This is a genomic window from Pseudobacteriovorax antillogorgiicola, from assembly GCF_900177345.1.
Taxonomy (GTDB): Bacteria; Bdellovibrionota_B; Oligoflexia; order Oligoflexales; family Oligoflexaceae; genus Pseudobacteriovorax; species Pseudobacteriovorax antillogorgiicola.
Genome location: NZ_FWZT01000015.1, coordinates 18,692 through 33,904, shown reverse-complemented (window position 1 = coordinate 33,904; position 15,213 = coordinate 18,692). Strand labels below are relative to the sequence as shown.

Sequence of the window (15,213 nt, the reverse complement as noted above, 5' to 3'; positions counted from 1 at the left end):
GGAATGATCTATGAGAGTAAAAGACAAGTTTAATATTGCGGTGCTCCCTGGTGATGGCATTGGCCCCGAGGTCATGGTCATCGCTTTGAAGATCCTCGATCTAGTCACTGAATTCTGGGACCTCACCATCAACTATCAGGTTGCTGCGGTTGGTGGGGATGCCATCGATCAGTTGGGTAAACCACTCCCAGAAGAAACTCTTGCACTCTGCAAACAATCTGATGCGATATTGTTTGGCAGCGTCGGTGGACCCAAATGGAGCCACTTGCCATCGGGCCAGCAACCTGAACGAGGGTCTCTTTTGCCCCTGCGCAAAACATTCGATTTATTTTGTAATCTGAGACCAAGTCCACTTTTTCCCGAGCTGGCAAGCTTCTCTCCACTACACCCAGCAATCGCTAGCAAGGGCTTTGACATCCTCACGGTTCGCGAGTTGACTGGCGGCGTCTACTTTGGCAAGCCTAGCCTTCGTCAGGGCCATGGCCCTGACGAATACGGCCTCGATACGATGGTCTATAGTCGTAAGGAGATTGAACGCATTGCACGCCTAGCCTTTGACTTTGCCAATATCCGCCGCGGCAAGGTCACTTCTATAGATAAAGCCAATGTTCTCATGAGCATGATCCTATGGCGCGAGGTGGTTGAAGAAGTTTCTAGGGACTACTCGGGAGTCGAAGTGGAGCACCTTTACGTGGACAATGCAGTGATGCAATTGATGAAGCGTCCCCAGGACTTCGATGTTCTACTTTGCCCGAATCTGTTCGGAGATATTGTTAGCGATCAATGTGCGATGCTAACCGGCTCTCTAGGTCTTCTACCCTCTGCTTCAATCAACAGTTCTAAGTTTGGCCTCTACGAACCAGCGGGGGGATCAGCTCCAGACATTGCTGGCCTTGGTATTGCCAATCCCATTGCCCAAGTTTTGTCCTTAGCCATGATGTTTCAATACTCGTTTGAACGCCGAGACATCGCCGATGGGATTCGAAACGCTATCCAAAAAACACTTCGGGATGGTGTCTACACAAAAGACCTCGTTTCGAAAAGTGAGAGCTATGCAACAACAGAGCAAGTGGGAGAGCATATTTTAAGCTATCTCCGTAATGTATGGGCAAAGGAGGTCCACCATGGGGCAAACACTCTATGAGAAAGTTTGGCAAGAACACCTTGTGCAATCAGGAGAAGGGCAACTCGATCAAATATTTATTGATACTCACCTAATCCATGAGGTCACGAGCCCCCAAGCTTTCAGCATGTTGCGGGATCGTGGGCTTCCCGTTCGTTACCCAGAACGAACTATTGCCACCGTAGATCATATTATCCCGACCGATAATGTGAGTCGCCCCTTCCAGGACCCCGAAGCAGAAGCTATGCTTCAAGCTTTGGAAAGCAACGTTGACGAGCACCAGATTCGCTACTTTCCTATCGGCAGCCCAGAGCAAGGCATTGTTCATGTAATGGCTCCGGAACAGGGGCTCATTCGCCCAGGTATGACAGTGGCCTGTGGAGACAGTCACACATCTACTCATGGCGCTTTTGGTGCCATTGCCTTTGGCATCGGCACTAGCCAGGTGCGAGACGTTCTTGCGAGCCAGACTTTGCTTATGCCGAAGCTCAAGGTTCGCCGGATTGAGGTCACAGGTCGGCTTAGAGCCGGGGTTACGGCCAAGGATCTAATCCTTCACATCATTGGTCGGTTGGGAGCAAAAGGAGGCGTTGGCTTCGCCTATGAATATGGAGGCTCTGCAATTACCAAGATGACAATGACTGAGCGAATGACTCTTTGCAATATGTCGATCGAAGGCGGCGCTCGTTGCGGATACGTAAACCCTGATTTGGTTACCCTAAGATACCTTGCTGGAAGGGCTTTCACACCAATCGACTCTATAGAAGCGCTCCAAGAACGCTGGCTCAGCTACGCAAGCGACAGCGACGCCCATTACGATGATCGTATTACAGTTGACGGCAATCGGATTGAGCCAATGCTAACCTGGGGAACATCCCCGGATCAGTCTGTCAGCTTTAAGGGTCGCATACCAAATAGCATCTCTCTCGGCGACGCAAAGAGTTACATGGGCTGGCAAGACAATCAACCCATCGCAGGAACTCCAGTGGATGTTGCCTTTATTGGCAGCTGTACCAACGGCCGATTCGAAGACTTTCTACTTGTCAGCCAAGCTATTAAGGGTCACAAGGTGGCAAGCTCGATCAAGAGAGCCCTAGCAGTTCCCGGCTCTTCAGAAGTTGCTAGGCGAGCTGAAGAGAGCGGGATTGCGGATATTTTTCGCGATGCGGGCTTTGAGTGGCGACAGCCCGGCTGTTCCATGTGCCTCGCTATGAACCCCGATCGTCTGCTTGGCAACGAGATCTGCGCCTCAAGTTCAAATCGTAATTTCAAAGGCCGCCAGGGATCTCCCGAAGGCCGCACCCTGCTCATGAGCCCTTTGGCTGTGGCTGCGGCTGCTGTGACTGGAAAAGTTTCCGACCCAAGGGAGGTTTTTAAAATATGAATGCTATCACATCAGTCCGAGGTCTTAGTTGTCATCTGCCAGGTTCAGATATCGATACTGATCAGATTATTCCAGCTCGATTTTTGAAGCAGATCACCTTCGATCACCTTGGTGACCAGCTTTTTTTTGATCAACGGTTTAGCAGCCCTGGAACGGAACGCTCTCACCCATTAAATCACAGGCCAAAGCCTAGCATTATCGTTGCTGATGAAAATTTTGGCTGTGGCTCTAGCCGAGAACACGCTCCACAGGCCTTAAAGAAGTATGGTATTGAGGCGATTCTTGCGCTTTCCTTTGGGCCGATATTCCAAACTAACTGTCAGCAGCTAGGAATCCCATGTTTAACCTTGAGCCCAGAGGTTCATAATGAGCTGAAGCAGTGTGTTTTTCCTAGACACCTTGAGATTTGCTTAGAATCTCTGCAAGTGAGCTGGGGCGGAAGATCAAAAGCAGTATTTTTGACGCAAAGATTCCAGGATGACTTGCTCGCGGGCACTTATGACCCTCTCGAAAACCTGATGAAAAACGCTGATCTAGCTGAGCAGATTCACTGCAAAACAGAACTACCCATCCCTAGCTGCAACCGCTAGATCATCGATTCACACCGGTTTCTCATGTAGAATTCCATAGAGTAAACGAGACGCAATTTTCGCATGAGGGGCTGGATGATGACTTTGTTACTAATAGCGGCACTGATAGGCTCTGCACTGATCATGAGTGCAGAACCAACTCTAACCACTCCAATCTTAGGTGCCTGGGGTATTGCAAGTTTGGCTACGTTAGCAAATCTTAACAAGCCGGTAATGCGTTCTATCCCAGTACGCGCAAAGAGACCTGCTCGCTCACGACGAGCGACGAAGTAGAGACGACGAGCTGCGGGAGCCAGGAGACTGCTCGCCATAAGAGCCTGCTTCGGGCCAATGGGGAAGCCTATGTTCTTGGCAATAGTCCCGAATGCCTTGCGCACTCCAGTGAGCAGTGGGATCGATTTTTAGTATTCCACCATGAACACCATCGATCGATAGAATCTCCGGCGACTTAGCACTCTGTGTCCGACTCCCGCATAACCATCCGCTGGCTTCCGAAAGCACATCTTGCCTCAACTTGGCAAACTCTCGATCATCGTCCTGACCTGCTCGTCTCTTTCTAGAGATCAAATCGATTTTAAAACCGCGCTGGGAAAGTTCATTCACTTGGCCTTGCTTGTTCTCAGCAAAGGTGAATAGTTTGGGTTTGAAATTTATGATTTCACAAAGGTGGATCATCACAGCATCCTTGCTGCTAAAGCGACACTCATAGTAGAGCGATGGAGCGAAATTTTCGCGAGCCCAGTCAAGGATTTGCTCTGGCTTATCCGATGAAAATATTTCGTTTAAGCCTAAGACTTGCCCCTCTAGCCAACGTGGTTCAAATAGCTCAGACGACTTCCACATAGGCATATTTACCCCCTTTTTTCTCGCAATCCCTTGCTGGACCATGATCTTCTCTTTTCAAGATAGAATATCTGTATCGATTGTCAACTCGGCGACCACAAGAAAATTGACCAAGCGGCCAGATTCCAACATCTTGGTACCAATTAGCAAAATATTCGCATATTTAATATTAATATACTTAATTATTACATATTATAAGGGAGTAGGTCCCACGAGAAGTTCTATTTTTTCCGACTATTGTGAGGTCAGAATTCTTAGCTTTTAAAACTATGAGAATTAGTGGACAAAGTAGCTAGACTCAAGATGAAACTCTTTCAATCCGAGGTAGGATTCTCGGGAGCAACAAAAAGAGGTACCCATTATGAGCGACAACAAACAAGGCGGTTCAAAACGGAGCTATCCCATTCCTCTGAATCGCAATGGGATTACCGATCTTATCAATAAGATCGAATCGGGAAATTTTTCATGTAGTCGCAGCCAGTTGCTCACCCAGTTTAGGATGAACGATATCCTGGCAGAATCAAGCTTAGAGCATCTTCGCAAACAACTTGAGCAGGAGACTTTCAAGCCCCATGTTTTAGAGTTGCTCGAACAGCCTATGGAATATCAGAATTCACGGCGCATTGTTTCCAAGATTTTCGGCCTCTACGGCAAAGCCGCCACTGGGGTTTTGCAAAATATGGGGATCAAGGAGAAGCCTAGCTCCTGAGCCTTGCGAGAGCTTCCTATTTTCATTAGGGTACTTTTGCACTTTTAGGAGACCCTGATGAACACTCCGAAAATCCTTGTATTATCCGCCTATCATGCCACCAGCCATGACTACTGGTATCAGCAAATTGAAAAAATCCCATGGGATTGGACCCTTAGTTCCCTACCTCCTCGCTATTATGCGTGGCGTGCGCGAGGCAACCCGCTTTCTTTTTTGAATAAAGACATCGACATCTCTCGCTATGATTTGATTCTCGCTACCTCTATGGTAGATCTCGCTAGCATGAAAGGGATTTTTGGGGAACTAAGCAATAAACCCTGCTTACTCTATTTTCATGAGAATCAGTTTGCCTACCCTTCCCAAAATCAAAAGGGGCTTTTGGACATTCAAATTACAAGTATCTATAGTGCCTTGGCTGCTGATGGCCTAGCATTTAATTCGAGCTACAACCGAGATACTTTCTTACAGGGTGTCACCAACCTACTGGGCTCTATGCCCGATTTTTGCCCTAAAGACATTCCTTATCAACTTAAGAAGAAATCTTGGGTCATTCCCGTTCCGCTTGCCTCTCCCTGCCCAGACAACTCCATTGCAAAGGATCCGTTGCATGTAGTTTGGAACCATCGCTGGGAGCACGATAAAGGCCCTGAACGACTGTATGAATTTATTAAACTTGCCCTTGATGCTCAGCCGGATCTCCGATTCTCCATCATTGGCCAGCAGTTTCGCCAGATCCCACCAGCTTTCAACAAAATCCGTCATGAGTTTGCAAACTCCATCTGTAACTGGGGCTTTATTGAGGATAGGCGAGAATATGAAGCTATTTTAGATTCAGCAAGCTATATCTTATCCACTGCGCACCACGATTTTCAAGGTTTGGCGGTTTTAGAAGCTTGCTTGCGAGGCTGCCTGCCCATTCTACCAAGAGCTCTCGCCTATCCCGAATTTTTTAGTCCGCAATTTACCTATCCTGTCACGTCAGATCGGGTTCAATCGGCCAGCAATGCAGTCGCAACTTTGCAAAACCTGCAGCAAATGGTACCGGCAGCGCCTGGTCTCAACGATATATTGGCTGCCACACTCCTCCCTCGCTACAAAACATGGCTACAATCTTTCATTCCTTCGTAGGTTCCAGACCCAAGAAACTACCCCTAACTACACCCACTATTGAGGAGGGCAAAACCTCTGAGACAAGGCCTGGTTAAAAAATGCGAGGAGATAATACAAATCGTAGAGTGACGAGTCTTTTTTAGGCAAACGAAGTATCGTAGGTTTTGCTACCTTAATAACTACGCCTTATCTGCACATAAAATATGTCGGAATTTTACGAGTCTGATGCCCTAGTGCAGTGTTTTTTTCATAAGGATTTCAAGGAAACCCTTGATGAGCCGGGCATAGTGATTGAAGGTTCGCGGTATTTTAAGATAAGTTGCAGATACTAATTTAAGAGGAGGCAGTCTCAAATGAAGTTGTTATGGATGTCATTATTGTTTTTAATACCCTTGTTCGCCCAGGGAACCCCCCTGAATCGGCCCATCACGGACGAGGTTTTCTATTTTATCATGACCGATCGCTTTGAAAACGGCGATCGTCAGAATGACAAGGGCTTTGATCGGAAACCGTACAATGATCAAGACTCCCTTCGCGATATCATGCGCCATGGATACCTTCCCACAGACAAAGGCTTCTATCATGGTGGTGACTTCAAAGGCATCATCAAGCGCTTGGACTACATCCAAGGCTTAGGAGTGACGTCTCTGTGGTTATCCCCAATCCAAAAGAACCAGCCAGTGCAAGGAGACGGTAGCATTGGAGGCTCATCTGCCGGATATCATGGTTATTGGATTACTGATTTCACAACCGTTGACCCTCATCTGGGTACCGAAGAGGACTTCAAGCAACTGGTGGACGAAGCTCATAAACGAGGCATGAAAGTTTTTATCGATGTGATCACTAATCACACTGCGGATATCATCAGCTATCACGGTTGTGGCGATTGCCCCTATCGTAGTCGCGCTGACTATCCTTATGTCACCAATAAGCGCGGCAAGACCCTAAACCAAGGCTTTGTAGACGGTGACTTATCAAAGGAAAACTTCGCAAAGTTAACAGATCCAAACTTTGCATACTCACCATATGTCCGCGATGAGCCCGGCGAAATCAAAAAACCTGCTTGGCTCAACGATGTGATCTATTATCACAACCGCGGTAACTCCACATTCTCCGGAGAAAACTCGCTCTACGGCGACTTTTTCGGGCTTGACGATCTATTTACCGAGCATCCCCGGGTTGTGGAAGGTATGATCGACATTTATAAGGAGTGGATTCGCAAGTATAAGATCGACGGTTTCCGAATCGATACAGTCAAGCACGTGAATATTGAATTTTGGCAGCAATTCGTACCGGCGATTCGTGATTATGCTAAGGAACAAGGGATTCCACACTTTTTTATGTTTGGCGAGGTGTTTTCTGCCGAACCAAAGATACTTTCCAAGTATACTCGTGATGGGCGCCTTGATTCGGTTCTAGATTTTGCCTTCCAGGGCTCAGCCAAAGACATCTTTGCAGATCAACAAAACCTAGACAAGTTTGCGAATATCTTCAATGCCGACGACCTCCATCGGATCAGCAGCCACCCCAACCACATGTTAACTTTCATATCGAATCACGATATCGGGCGTCTGGGGCACTTTATTCTTGAAGCCAAGAATAAAGGCAAATTCAAACTGGACCCACTAAGACAAGTGCGCTTGGCCCACAGCTTCATGTTCTTTGCTCGCGGTGTTCCTGTCATTTACTATGGTGACGAGCAAGGCTTTACCGGTGATGGTGGTGACAAAGATGCACGGGAAAATATGTTCCCGAGCCAAGTGGATGATTACAATGACAACAAACTTCTCGGAACTAAGAAAACTACTAAGGATGAAAACTTTGATCCTAAGCACCCTCTTTACCGAGACATCGCCAAGTTTTCGGAAATCTACAAGAGCCACCCTGTGCTCCGCAACGGCGAGCAGCACAACCTTGCTAGCGATCAAGATGGGGTATTTGCCTTCATCCGAACCCTTCCAGAATTGGATGACGAGTATCTGGTTGCGTTTAACCTAGGGGCAAAGCCTGCTCGCTTGAAATGGTCTCGCCAGAAGATTAGCGATGTCTTCCAAGGTAAGATTCAGGGCAAGAATATCATTATTGCTCCGCAAGACTTCACCATTGTGAAGGCTCCTAAAGAATCAGCCCGATTGAGCAACAAAAACAAAGCCAAGGTCTCGCTTCCCGAAGAGGATGCACGAGTATCCGGTCTGTTTCCATTTGAAGTTCAAATTCCAGGGAATGGCTATCATACAGTTAAATTTTCCATGGTAAACCTCAAGACAAATGCAGAAACGCCGCTGATCGTGGATCACAATCGCCCTTACCGAGCCTATATCGATTCAAAAGACATTCCAGCAGGTAGCAAGATACGTCTCCGTGCTGAGATCACACCGGAAGGTGGCTCTTCGTTTACCTTGGAACGGGAAACAACTGTTGACGGCCGCACCCCCACTGTTTTCGTTCACTACGAAAATGGTAATAAGCGTAGCGAAGCGTTTCATGTCCTGAGCAATGGCCTTAGTTCCTTTAGCCAGAAAGTTGGCGACAATGGTAGCTATCGATTCTCATGGCCCAATGGTGTAGCAGGAGCCATGCTCTTGTTCTCAAGCCGAGAGAAGGGTTTGAGTACATTCGATCAGCCAATCTATATTGACTTTAAGAATGACGTGATCAACAAGCTAAAGGCCAGCGACACCGATATCGTGGCCCATATTTATGTGAACAATCAACACGAGATCAGTGATAAACCATTTTCCGACAGCTCCAAGAATCCGGCCACCCTACCATATTCTCCCAAGGCTAAAGCACCTTTCGGCCAAGAAACACTCTACGTTCGCGGTGGAATGAATGCCTGGCAAGCCACAACCCCATTAGAGTACTTGGGCAACTTCACCTATGCAACCAGCGTAGAACTTAGCTCAGGCTTGATGGAGTATAAGTTTGCTGACAAGTCATGGACAGCCCAAGCGAACTTCGGTGCACCGATTAGCTCGGAAGAAGGTCTGCAAAAATCAGGTGGTAGTGGCAACCTGAAGCTTCTCCTCGACGAAAATCAAAAGGGAACCTATCGCTTTGAGCTGATCCATATTCCCAAAGAGCATTTAAAGAACAGCAAGCTTGATTTGAGCTTTTTCAAAATCAGCCGACTATAAATGTAATGAATCATCTGGCCCTTTCCCAAGGGCCTTTTTCTTTCCCAGCCCTTCACTTTATTTTCACGAAATTTACATATCGAATTCTTGCGCTCTGGATTTTCTTCTCCTATGCTGTTGCAAATTTCTACTATTCTTTGAGGAGTTGGTCATGGCGAACACTCTTGTCACAGGCATCTGTGCGAGCGTAGGATTGATGTTATCGGTAGGGTCAATGGCACGACCTTGTGAAAAAGCAAGCGACTTCTGGCCGTTTGAAGTCAAACAGGGAGGAGAAAACAGCGAGATTCTATTTTACGCAGATCTTTATCTTGAGCGATCCTGCACGTCTATCATGGCGGAAGCTAAAGCAGGCTCTACGGGAACCCTTTATGGCATCAGCGCAGATCTAGTGGAAGCTAAGGCGAGTGCCACATTACAAAACCGTCGCGCAATTATTCTAGAAGGCGATGTAACTGTTCTTGGTTATGTGGTAGATGATTTTCGTTACACTGAGCAAACATCAATTAGCATCGGTGATCGTTTAGCGTTTCCGCTAGAGCTAGATGATAGCCAAACCTTTATGGTAGGCCCGGTTCCTGTGGCAGTGGATTACGGCCTAGTTGGTGAGGGTGGGTTAAATTATAACGCAACTCTTTCTGTGGGCGCGATCGACCTCGATGCAACGCCTTATGTTGAGTCTAAGGTTTTTGCTGCCACCGGTCTCGACATTCTTATAGCAGAAGTTAAGGCATACGGAGAGGTCACTCTCATCAATGACACCTTCCGCAACCAGTTTAGCTTGGCCCTCGATCAAGTGAACTTCGATAAGATTTACTTCGATGCCTACGGCTGGAATCAACTTAATGCGCTTGATGGTCGGATTGCAATGACAGCTAAGACCAAGGTTATTGGCTTCGAGCGTACATACAATCAAGACCTCGTTAACTGGAATGGCTATGCTCGCCAGGATGAGGCTTTCCGCGTTGAGCTAGATTATCCAATAGCTCTTTAACGTCTATTAGATAAGTTCCCAGCTTGTGGTAGCGGCAAGATCGTGATAGCGGGTCTTGCCCCAGCCATCAGGCTGGGGATTGTCCTTTGGAGTTCCTGAATGTTTCGTGCTTTAATTGCAGGTTTCGCCCTAGTTGTAGCCGCTTTAGTAACGTTTATCGTAGGCAATGATTCCCCGAAAAATGATGGTCTTAACGCTACGAAAGACTTACCTCGATCAATAGGCTCTCTTGTCCATCGTTGCCAAGAAGGACATACTCGCAAGTTCTCAGTTGATTACGAGTCGCAAGGCACACTTAGCTTCAAAAGCGATCAGGATCAACAAAGCGCACAGACGGAACTTACTTGGGATGGTCAGCTAACCGAAGCTTGCCTTAGCGATTCCCAAGATGAATCCTTGGTGTTCTTGAAGCTTACAATCACTAACTGGCAAGATAATATTTTACAAGAAAAAGATCGCCATGAGGTTCGCAAGGCTCTCATGGATGGTATTTTTATCCGATACCACTCTCATTCGTTCGAAATATACAGCCTCAATAGAGCAAGATTAGCAGCAAACAATCAGTGGTTTGATCTAGCCATGATGTCTTTCAAATGTATCGCACCAGCGGCTCGTAGCTCGATTTCCTGGTCTTGTCATGAGTCCAGCCCCAAGGGGGATTTTGAGGCTCGATATTTGAAAAGTGGTGAGATTCTAACAAAACAGTACTCCTGGCAGGATCATTTCGCCAGTTTTAATGAGGTCACACTCAAAATCGAACCGAAATCTCATAGCATGGTGATTGGCCAGACACAGACCCAAGGCCTTGCCAGTTACCTGGGGTCAGTCCGAATTCAAGTAAACTTGGATGGTCATTCACCCTTGAACACCGAAGATCGCCTTGCCCTGATCACAGACTCTGAAGCCGCCAGCCTGGTTATCTTTCGTCAAGATCGCGTACGCACAACTCAAGAGGTACGGGAACGCCAGCAGAAAATTCTTGGTTCAGATGATCTGGAAACACTTTGGCAAGTGGCGGAACCCAATGGCAACCACTTCTTGAAAATGGTGTCCTGGCTCCAGCTCAACCCCTCATATCTAGACACACTCAAGAATAAACTCTTTAGCGAAGCATTTGGCAAACAAAGCAAGATGTGGCTCAAGGCCTTAAGCAAGGCCGGAAGTGATGCAGCACAGGCCACTCTAGTGGACTTCATCAAAGCTCAAAACGGTCTGAACGAAGCGTCACGCTATGCCCTTGTAGCCCTCGCCGGGACGACTCAACCTAGCCTTGAATCAGAAAGCTTTCTTAAAACAACGATCGAAACCCATGGCCCAAAGGGACTAGGTCGCTCAGCTTCGTATAGCCTAGGAATTATGGCAAATCAAAGCCCTCGGCAAGATCAAATCCAGGAGTTTTTTGAAGACAAACTAGACAAGGCTAGCGACCAAGATCTGATTGTATATCTGCGATCGATCGGTAATATGAAAACTCCCAGCTCCCTTGCCGTGATGCAACGCTACTTAGACCACCCGTCTCGACAAGTGCGCGGTGATGCGATATTTGGCATGCGTTTCTTTCCAGAAGCCTATCCGGCCCTCATGCAAAAGCTGCAAAGCGAAGATAGCCACATCAGCTCGCAAGCAGGACGAGCCCTCGGGTTTCAGCTCAATTCAGCAAATCAGCTTCAAGAGATTTTTAAGCAATGGGCGGCGATCCCTGCGCCTAAGGTTCGCTCCCAGCTACTGACTAAGATTATTGGTCATAAGGAATTCAGCAAGGTCGATCGCAATCTGCTGAATGATATTCTCGCCCTTGAAACCAATCCCGCCATCAGTCAAAAGATCGAAGAGGCGCTCGCGTCTCACTAAAGGCGCGTAGGGGCGAGTTTGGACTTGAGGCTTCAGCCTTTGTTTTTGCCTCGAACGAAATTCACGAGCCGTTTGATGATGGACTTGCTCATGGGCTGAGCAGGCTTCTTGTTCTGAGATCTGCCCTGCCAAGAAATTTAGGCACGAGAACCACTGTTGCGAGAGCCCATCTTGCTCAGCGAGCTGCGCTTGGGTTAGCTTTCTGGTTCGAATCTGGTTTGGTTGGCTGCTGCTATAAGTTCGATTCTATCCACTTTACCCCCGGGGGTGAAATATCAATAGTCAGAATATTATTAGGTTTTTATAGGATTTTTTTGTGAATACTAGGAAACCGGCATTGAGCAAGTTGCTTGATTTTTAAGCAATTGGCGCTAGCCGTAACCTACTGAAATCACGTGGCTTGCTCGTTCTTTTTCTTATGCATAAGTGTTTGATAATATTTGGTTTTTTGGGTGGACAAAAAACTACTGTTTAGTGATCTGAATATTTTTACTTATAGATGAGAAGCGAACATGTGTCAAAATAGTGAATCAGTGATCCATCTATAGCTTCACGTTTGCTCTAACCACTGGTAAAAAAGCCTTTTACCGTAGCTATCGTAGGGTGTTCTATGAAGAACCAGAGAACCTTGAATCAAATGCCGGAGTTTCAGCAAGGCCTCAGATGCTTTGACGAGCTACAGCAGAGCACTTGGTCGACTGATGAGAGGCTTGCGTTCACGCTTGGAGTGCTTGCGCGCCTATACCAAGAAGTCGATGATAAAGATGCGCTGTGGTCTGCTAGGCAGAAAATATGGCAGGTCGAAGAAAAGCTTGGTGAAATGTGCCGAAAAAAACTGGAGCTGGAGGGCTATAATGAGTCATCTAAAGATCGTTAAGCCGGAAGGCGATGACCGTTTTTGTGGAAACGACAAAGTTATTCGACTGAAGGTCGAAATCATTGCTGGAATGTATTGGGAAGAACCGTACAGCTTTCAACTAGATATTAGATTTGATGCATCACTTATGGATTTACATACTGTCATTCAGCGCGAGTTAAAATTTGAAGATGATCACCTTTTCTCGTTTACTAGCGGAAGAACACCCAGGTCACGGGTAATGGAATATCGGCCTGATGACAATAGTGATGACTTCTCAATGGAGGGGTTCAACGATATTTCTTTAAATGAAGTTTTCCCCTTGCCTAAGGCGCATTCCCTTTATTACCACTTTGACTTTGGAGATGGTTGGTTAGCCGAAATTCGAAGAGTGTCTTCTCAGCCAGGAGAGCTTTCGAAAAGTAAGTATAAAGTTGTATCTCGATCAGGGAAAAGGCCTGTACAATACCCTGATTTAGACTGCGAAGGGACTTTCGTTGAGGTATCAGAATTCTTCTTAGACTCTCTAATTCCTAAGCTACCTGAAACTGACAAGGTCTACCTTTACCTAGACCCAGTGCCCATGAACTGGGGGTGGCGAAAACTATCCAAAGTTATTGCCGAGGAAACGGATTTAGAGTTTACCGATGACAAGATACTCTTATTCTATAATCGGACCAAAGATCGGTTGAAACTGCTTTTTAAAGAAGCTGGTATGGAGCAAACTTTGGACAGGTTTCTACATGAGCAGAGTTTTGTTTTGCCAGCTCCCGAAGCTGGAAAGTCATATTTGACTATTTCTAGAGAGAATCTTTCCAAAATCTTTAAGATGGAAATTCTGTAGGCTGAGGTAACGTTTAACAACCAAGAGAAAGATTATGGGACAAAAAGCAATCAAGGAGCAGAGGCGTTTTGAAAGACGCATCATGGCAAGGTTAGATGTTCTTGGCCTCAAAGTTTTAAAAATTCTCGATTTTGATGAAGAGAAACATTTTGAATGGTTCGCCCTCGCTCAAGAAGTTATTCTTATGAAGCCCGAGGTCTCGTTGGAAGACCTATATCCGAGTAAGATCGAAGATACCTATTATGATATCGTCGAATCATCTGTTCGAGGAGGCTGGGAAATTGACTTGGATGCAAACTACAAAAGAATTGCTAGTCATGACTTCGATCTTGAATGGTAGCCTCAAAAACACTTGGATCGTCGGATATATGGTAGATAGTACCCCCCTTCAACGAATTCGCTTATAACAGCGGCGTATCCATATATGGTGAAAGTAACATACTTTTATTGTCTAAAGAAAAATTATCGTTACAACTGCTCTAGCACGTGCTAGAGAGGGCGTCTAACTGAATAAAAAAAAGGAATATGACTTGAAATGAGAAATTTAATGGGCATAAAAAACCCTCATGCTATTGCTAACTGCTTTTCAATCATGCTTGCATCGTTAGCTTTGCCTTTGCTGAACTATAGATCCGACCATGTCGCTTGGATGAACGATCCATATTTGATCGCCATACTTAGCATTGCTGCGTTCGGTACTTTTTTCATTAGAGACAAGGTCTATAATGTGATCTATGCCTTTGCTCTTATATTGCTGTGCTATTTCACCATGGGCAGTGATTTTTCTACATACACAGTGATTTTTCTCATCATGTTTTTTTTCAATCTATTAGCATTTGTAAGTAATAGAGGAATCAAATGAAAACAATATCAATTTTATTAATCCTATTATCAGGAACAGCTTTTGCCGGTGAAATGTGCGAGATTGATAAGCCTTGGTCACATGCCTGTAATTTGCCACCACCTGGCAACGACAACAAACCGAGCGATCAGGAACGTGAACTCGGTGCCATGAAAACCAATGCATCCTTTAGCCGTATTCTTAATGCTACAGAGGTTTGTGACGGTTCTCACTGCACACTAACTGCGGTTGGTATCTTAAACGGTAAAATGAGTGCTTTTAGTGTCACTAATAAGAAATGGAAAGCTAATGCTAAACCCAAAAGGCATATCTTTGGGGTTCATGTTCGAACGGGTGAATTAACTTATAAATATACCAATTATCCATTGTTGAAAGAGTACCTGGCTAAAAGTTCTAATCTCCTAACAATCGATGCACGAACCCGTGATCAAATTATACAGTATGAGTTAGATTCCTATAGCGATGCATTCTCGAATGCTAGTAAAGACGATCTACTATGCTTTGCCGGTATAGGTGCTTGCGTTGGGACAGTTGCTTCGGTTCTAACTGGTCAACTTACTGTTTCGGTGGGCCTAGGAATGTCATGTCTAACTGCTGGTATATCCTGCTCGAAATGGAACGCTAGATGGCGCGATATTGAGCGGAAAAAGTTAAAGCTTGATATCGCAATATCCGAATACATCCTAGATATGTCGCCAACTGAACTAAAAAGTTCAGGGATAACCTTTGAAGACGACCTAGGGAGACCTGTTTCGGTCGCGCAGTTCAGCGAGGGAACCTATTCAGAGTGTCGAGCTGATACCAAACGATGGAAATGTCATCGTGAGAAGTGTGAAATACGTGTTGCAATTATTTGTCCCAAATAAAAGTCGAGTCAGTAAGAGGAACTTCCCCTCGAACTGCTCACAGA

14 protein-coding genes are annotated in these 15,213 nt (G+C 46.0%); 12 read left to right on the top strand and 2 right to left on the bottom strand.

From position 1 onward, the window contains the following. The first annotated feature begins 10 nt into the window (after positions 1-10). Genes leuB through B9N89_RS18615 form a run of 3 tightly spaced genes read left to right on the top strand, consistent with a single transcriptional unit; the run spans position 11 to position 3,097 of the window. Positions 11-1,144: a 3-isopropylmalate dehydrogenase gene (leuB, locus tag B9N89_RS18625; protein WP_132319658.1), complete on the top strand. Its 1,134-nt coding sequence runs from the start codon at positions 11-13 to the stop codon at positions 1,142-1,144. Then, a complete protein-coding gene (gene leuC / locus B9N89_RS18620; protein ID WP_132319656.1) occupies positions 1,125-2,507 on the top strand; it encodes a 3-isopropylmalate dehydratase large subunit in 1,383 nt (460 codons plus the stop codon). Before leuB ends, leuC begins: the two co-directional genes overlap by 20 nt. Beyond that, on the top strand, positions 2,504-3,097 hold the full coding sequence (locus B9N89_RS18615) for a 3-isopropylmalate dehydratase small subunit (RefSeq protein WP_132319654.1): 594 nt from the start codon (positions 2,504-2,506) through the stop codon (positions 3,095-3,097). Before leuC ends, B9N89_RS18615 begins: the two co-directional genes overlap by 4 nt. Here B9N89_RS18615 and B9N89_RS18610 read toward each other — a convergent pair. Both B9N89_RS18610 and B9N89_RS18605 read right to left on the bottom strand, forming a co-directional pair. Beyond that, on the bottom strand, positions 3,094-3,408 hold the full coding sequence (locus tag B9N89_RS18610; RefSeq protein ID WP_132319652.1) for a hypothetical protein: 315 nt from the start codon (positions 3,406-3,408) through the stop codon (positions 3,094-3,096). The genes B9N89_RS18615 and B9N89_RS18610 overlap by 4 nt on opposite strands. Continuing rightward, complete coding sequence (locus B9N89_RS18605) at positions 3,350-3,946, bottom strand: adenine nucleotide alpha hydrolase family protein (RefSeq protein ID WP_132319650.1); 597 nt, start codon at positions 3,944-3,946, stop codon at positions 3,350-3,352. Before B9N89_RS18605 ends, B9N89_RS18610 begins: the two co-directional genes overlap by 59 nt. Positions 3,947-4,301: 355 nt before the next feature. Between B9N89_RS18605 and B9N89_RS18600 the strand changes: the two genes are divergently transcribed. The 9 genes from B9N89_RS18600 (at position 4,302) to B9N89_RS18565 (ending at position 15,169) form a co-directional block, all read left to right on the top strand. Next, the gene (locus B9N89_RS18600; protein ID WP_132319648.1) at positions 4,302-4,649 is read left to right on the top strand and encodes a hypothetical protein; all 348 of its coding nucleotides are present in this window, start codon (positions 4,302-4,304) and stop codon (positions 4,647-4,649) included. Between the two features lie 57 nt (positions 4,650-4,706). Next, a complete protein-coding gene (locus tag B9N89_RS18595) occupies positions 4,707-5,777 on the top strand; it encodes a tRNA-queuosine alpha-mannosyltransferase domain-containing protein (RefSeq protein WP_132319646.1) in 1,071 nt (356 codons plus the stop codon). A gap of 335 nt (positions 5,778-6,112) precedes the next feature. Further along, on the top strand, positions 6,113-8,896 hold the full coding sequence (locus B9N89_RS18590; RefSeq protein WP_132319644.1) for an alpha-amylase family glycosyl hydrolase: 2,784 nt from the start codon (positions 6,113-6,115) through the stop codon (positions 8,894-8,896). Positions 8,897-9,047: 151 nt separating this feature from the next. After that, entirely contained in the window at positions 9,048-9,890 is an 843-nt protein-coding gene (locus B9N89_RS18585) for a hypothetical protein (protein WP_132319642.1), read from the top strand. Positions 9,891-9,989: 99 nt separating this feature from the next. Continuing rightward, entirely contained in the window at positions 9,990-11,741 is a 1,752-nt protein-coding gene (locus tag B9N89_RS18580) for a hypothetical protein (RefSeq protein WP_132319640.1), read from the top strand. Between the two features lie 610 nt (positions 11,742-12,351). Further along, positions 12,352-12,618, top strand: a complete 267-nt coding sequence (locus tag B9N89_RS31445) for a hypothetical protein (RefSeq protein WP_159455477.1) — start codon at positions 12,352-12,354, stop codon at positions 12,616-12,618. Next, positions 12,596-13,441, top strand: a complete 846-nt coding sequence (locus B9N89_RS18575) for an IS1096 element passenger TnpR family protein (RefSeq protein WP_159455476.1) — start codon at positions 12,596-12,598, stop codon at positions 13,439-13,441. Before B9N89_RS31445 ends, B9N89_RS18575 begins: the two co-directional genes overlap by 23 nt. 34 nt (positions 13,442-13,475) lie before the next feature. Next, on the top strand, positions 13,476-13,781 hold the full coding sequence (locus tag B9N89_RS18570; protein WP_132319636.1) for a hypothetical protein: 306 nt from the start codon (positions 13,476-13,478) through the stop codon (positions 13,779-13,781). Positions 13,782-14,299: 518 nt separating this feature from the next. Continuing rightward, positions 14,300-15,169: a hypothetical protein gene (locus B9N89_RS18565; RefSeq protein WP_132319634.1), complete on the top strand. Its 870-nt coding sequence runs from the start codon at positions 14,300-14,302 to the stop codon at positions 15,167-15,169. The last annotated feature ends 44 nt before the right edge of the window (positions 15,170-15,213 follow it).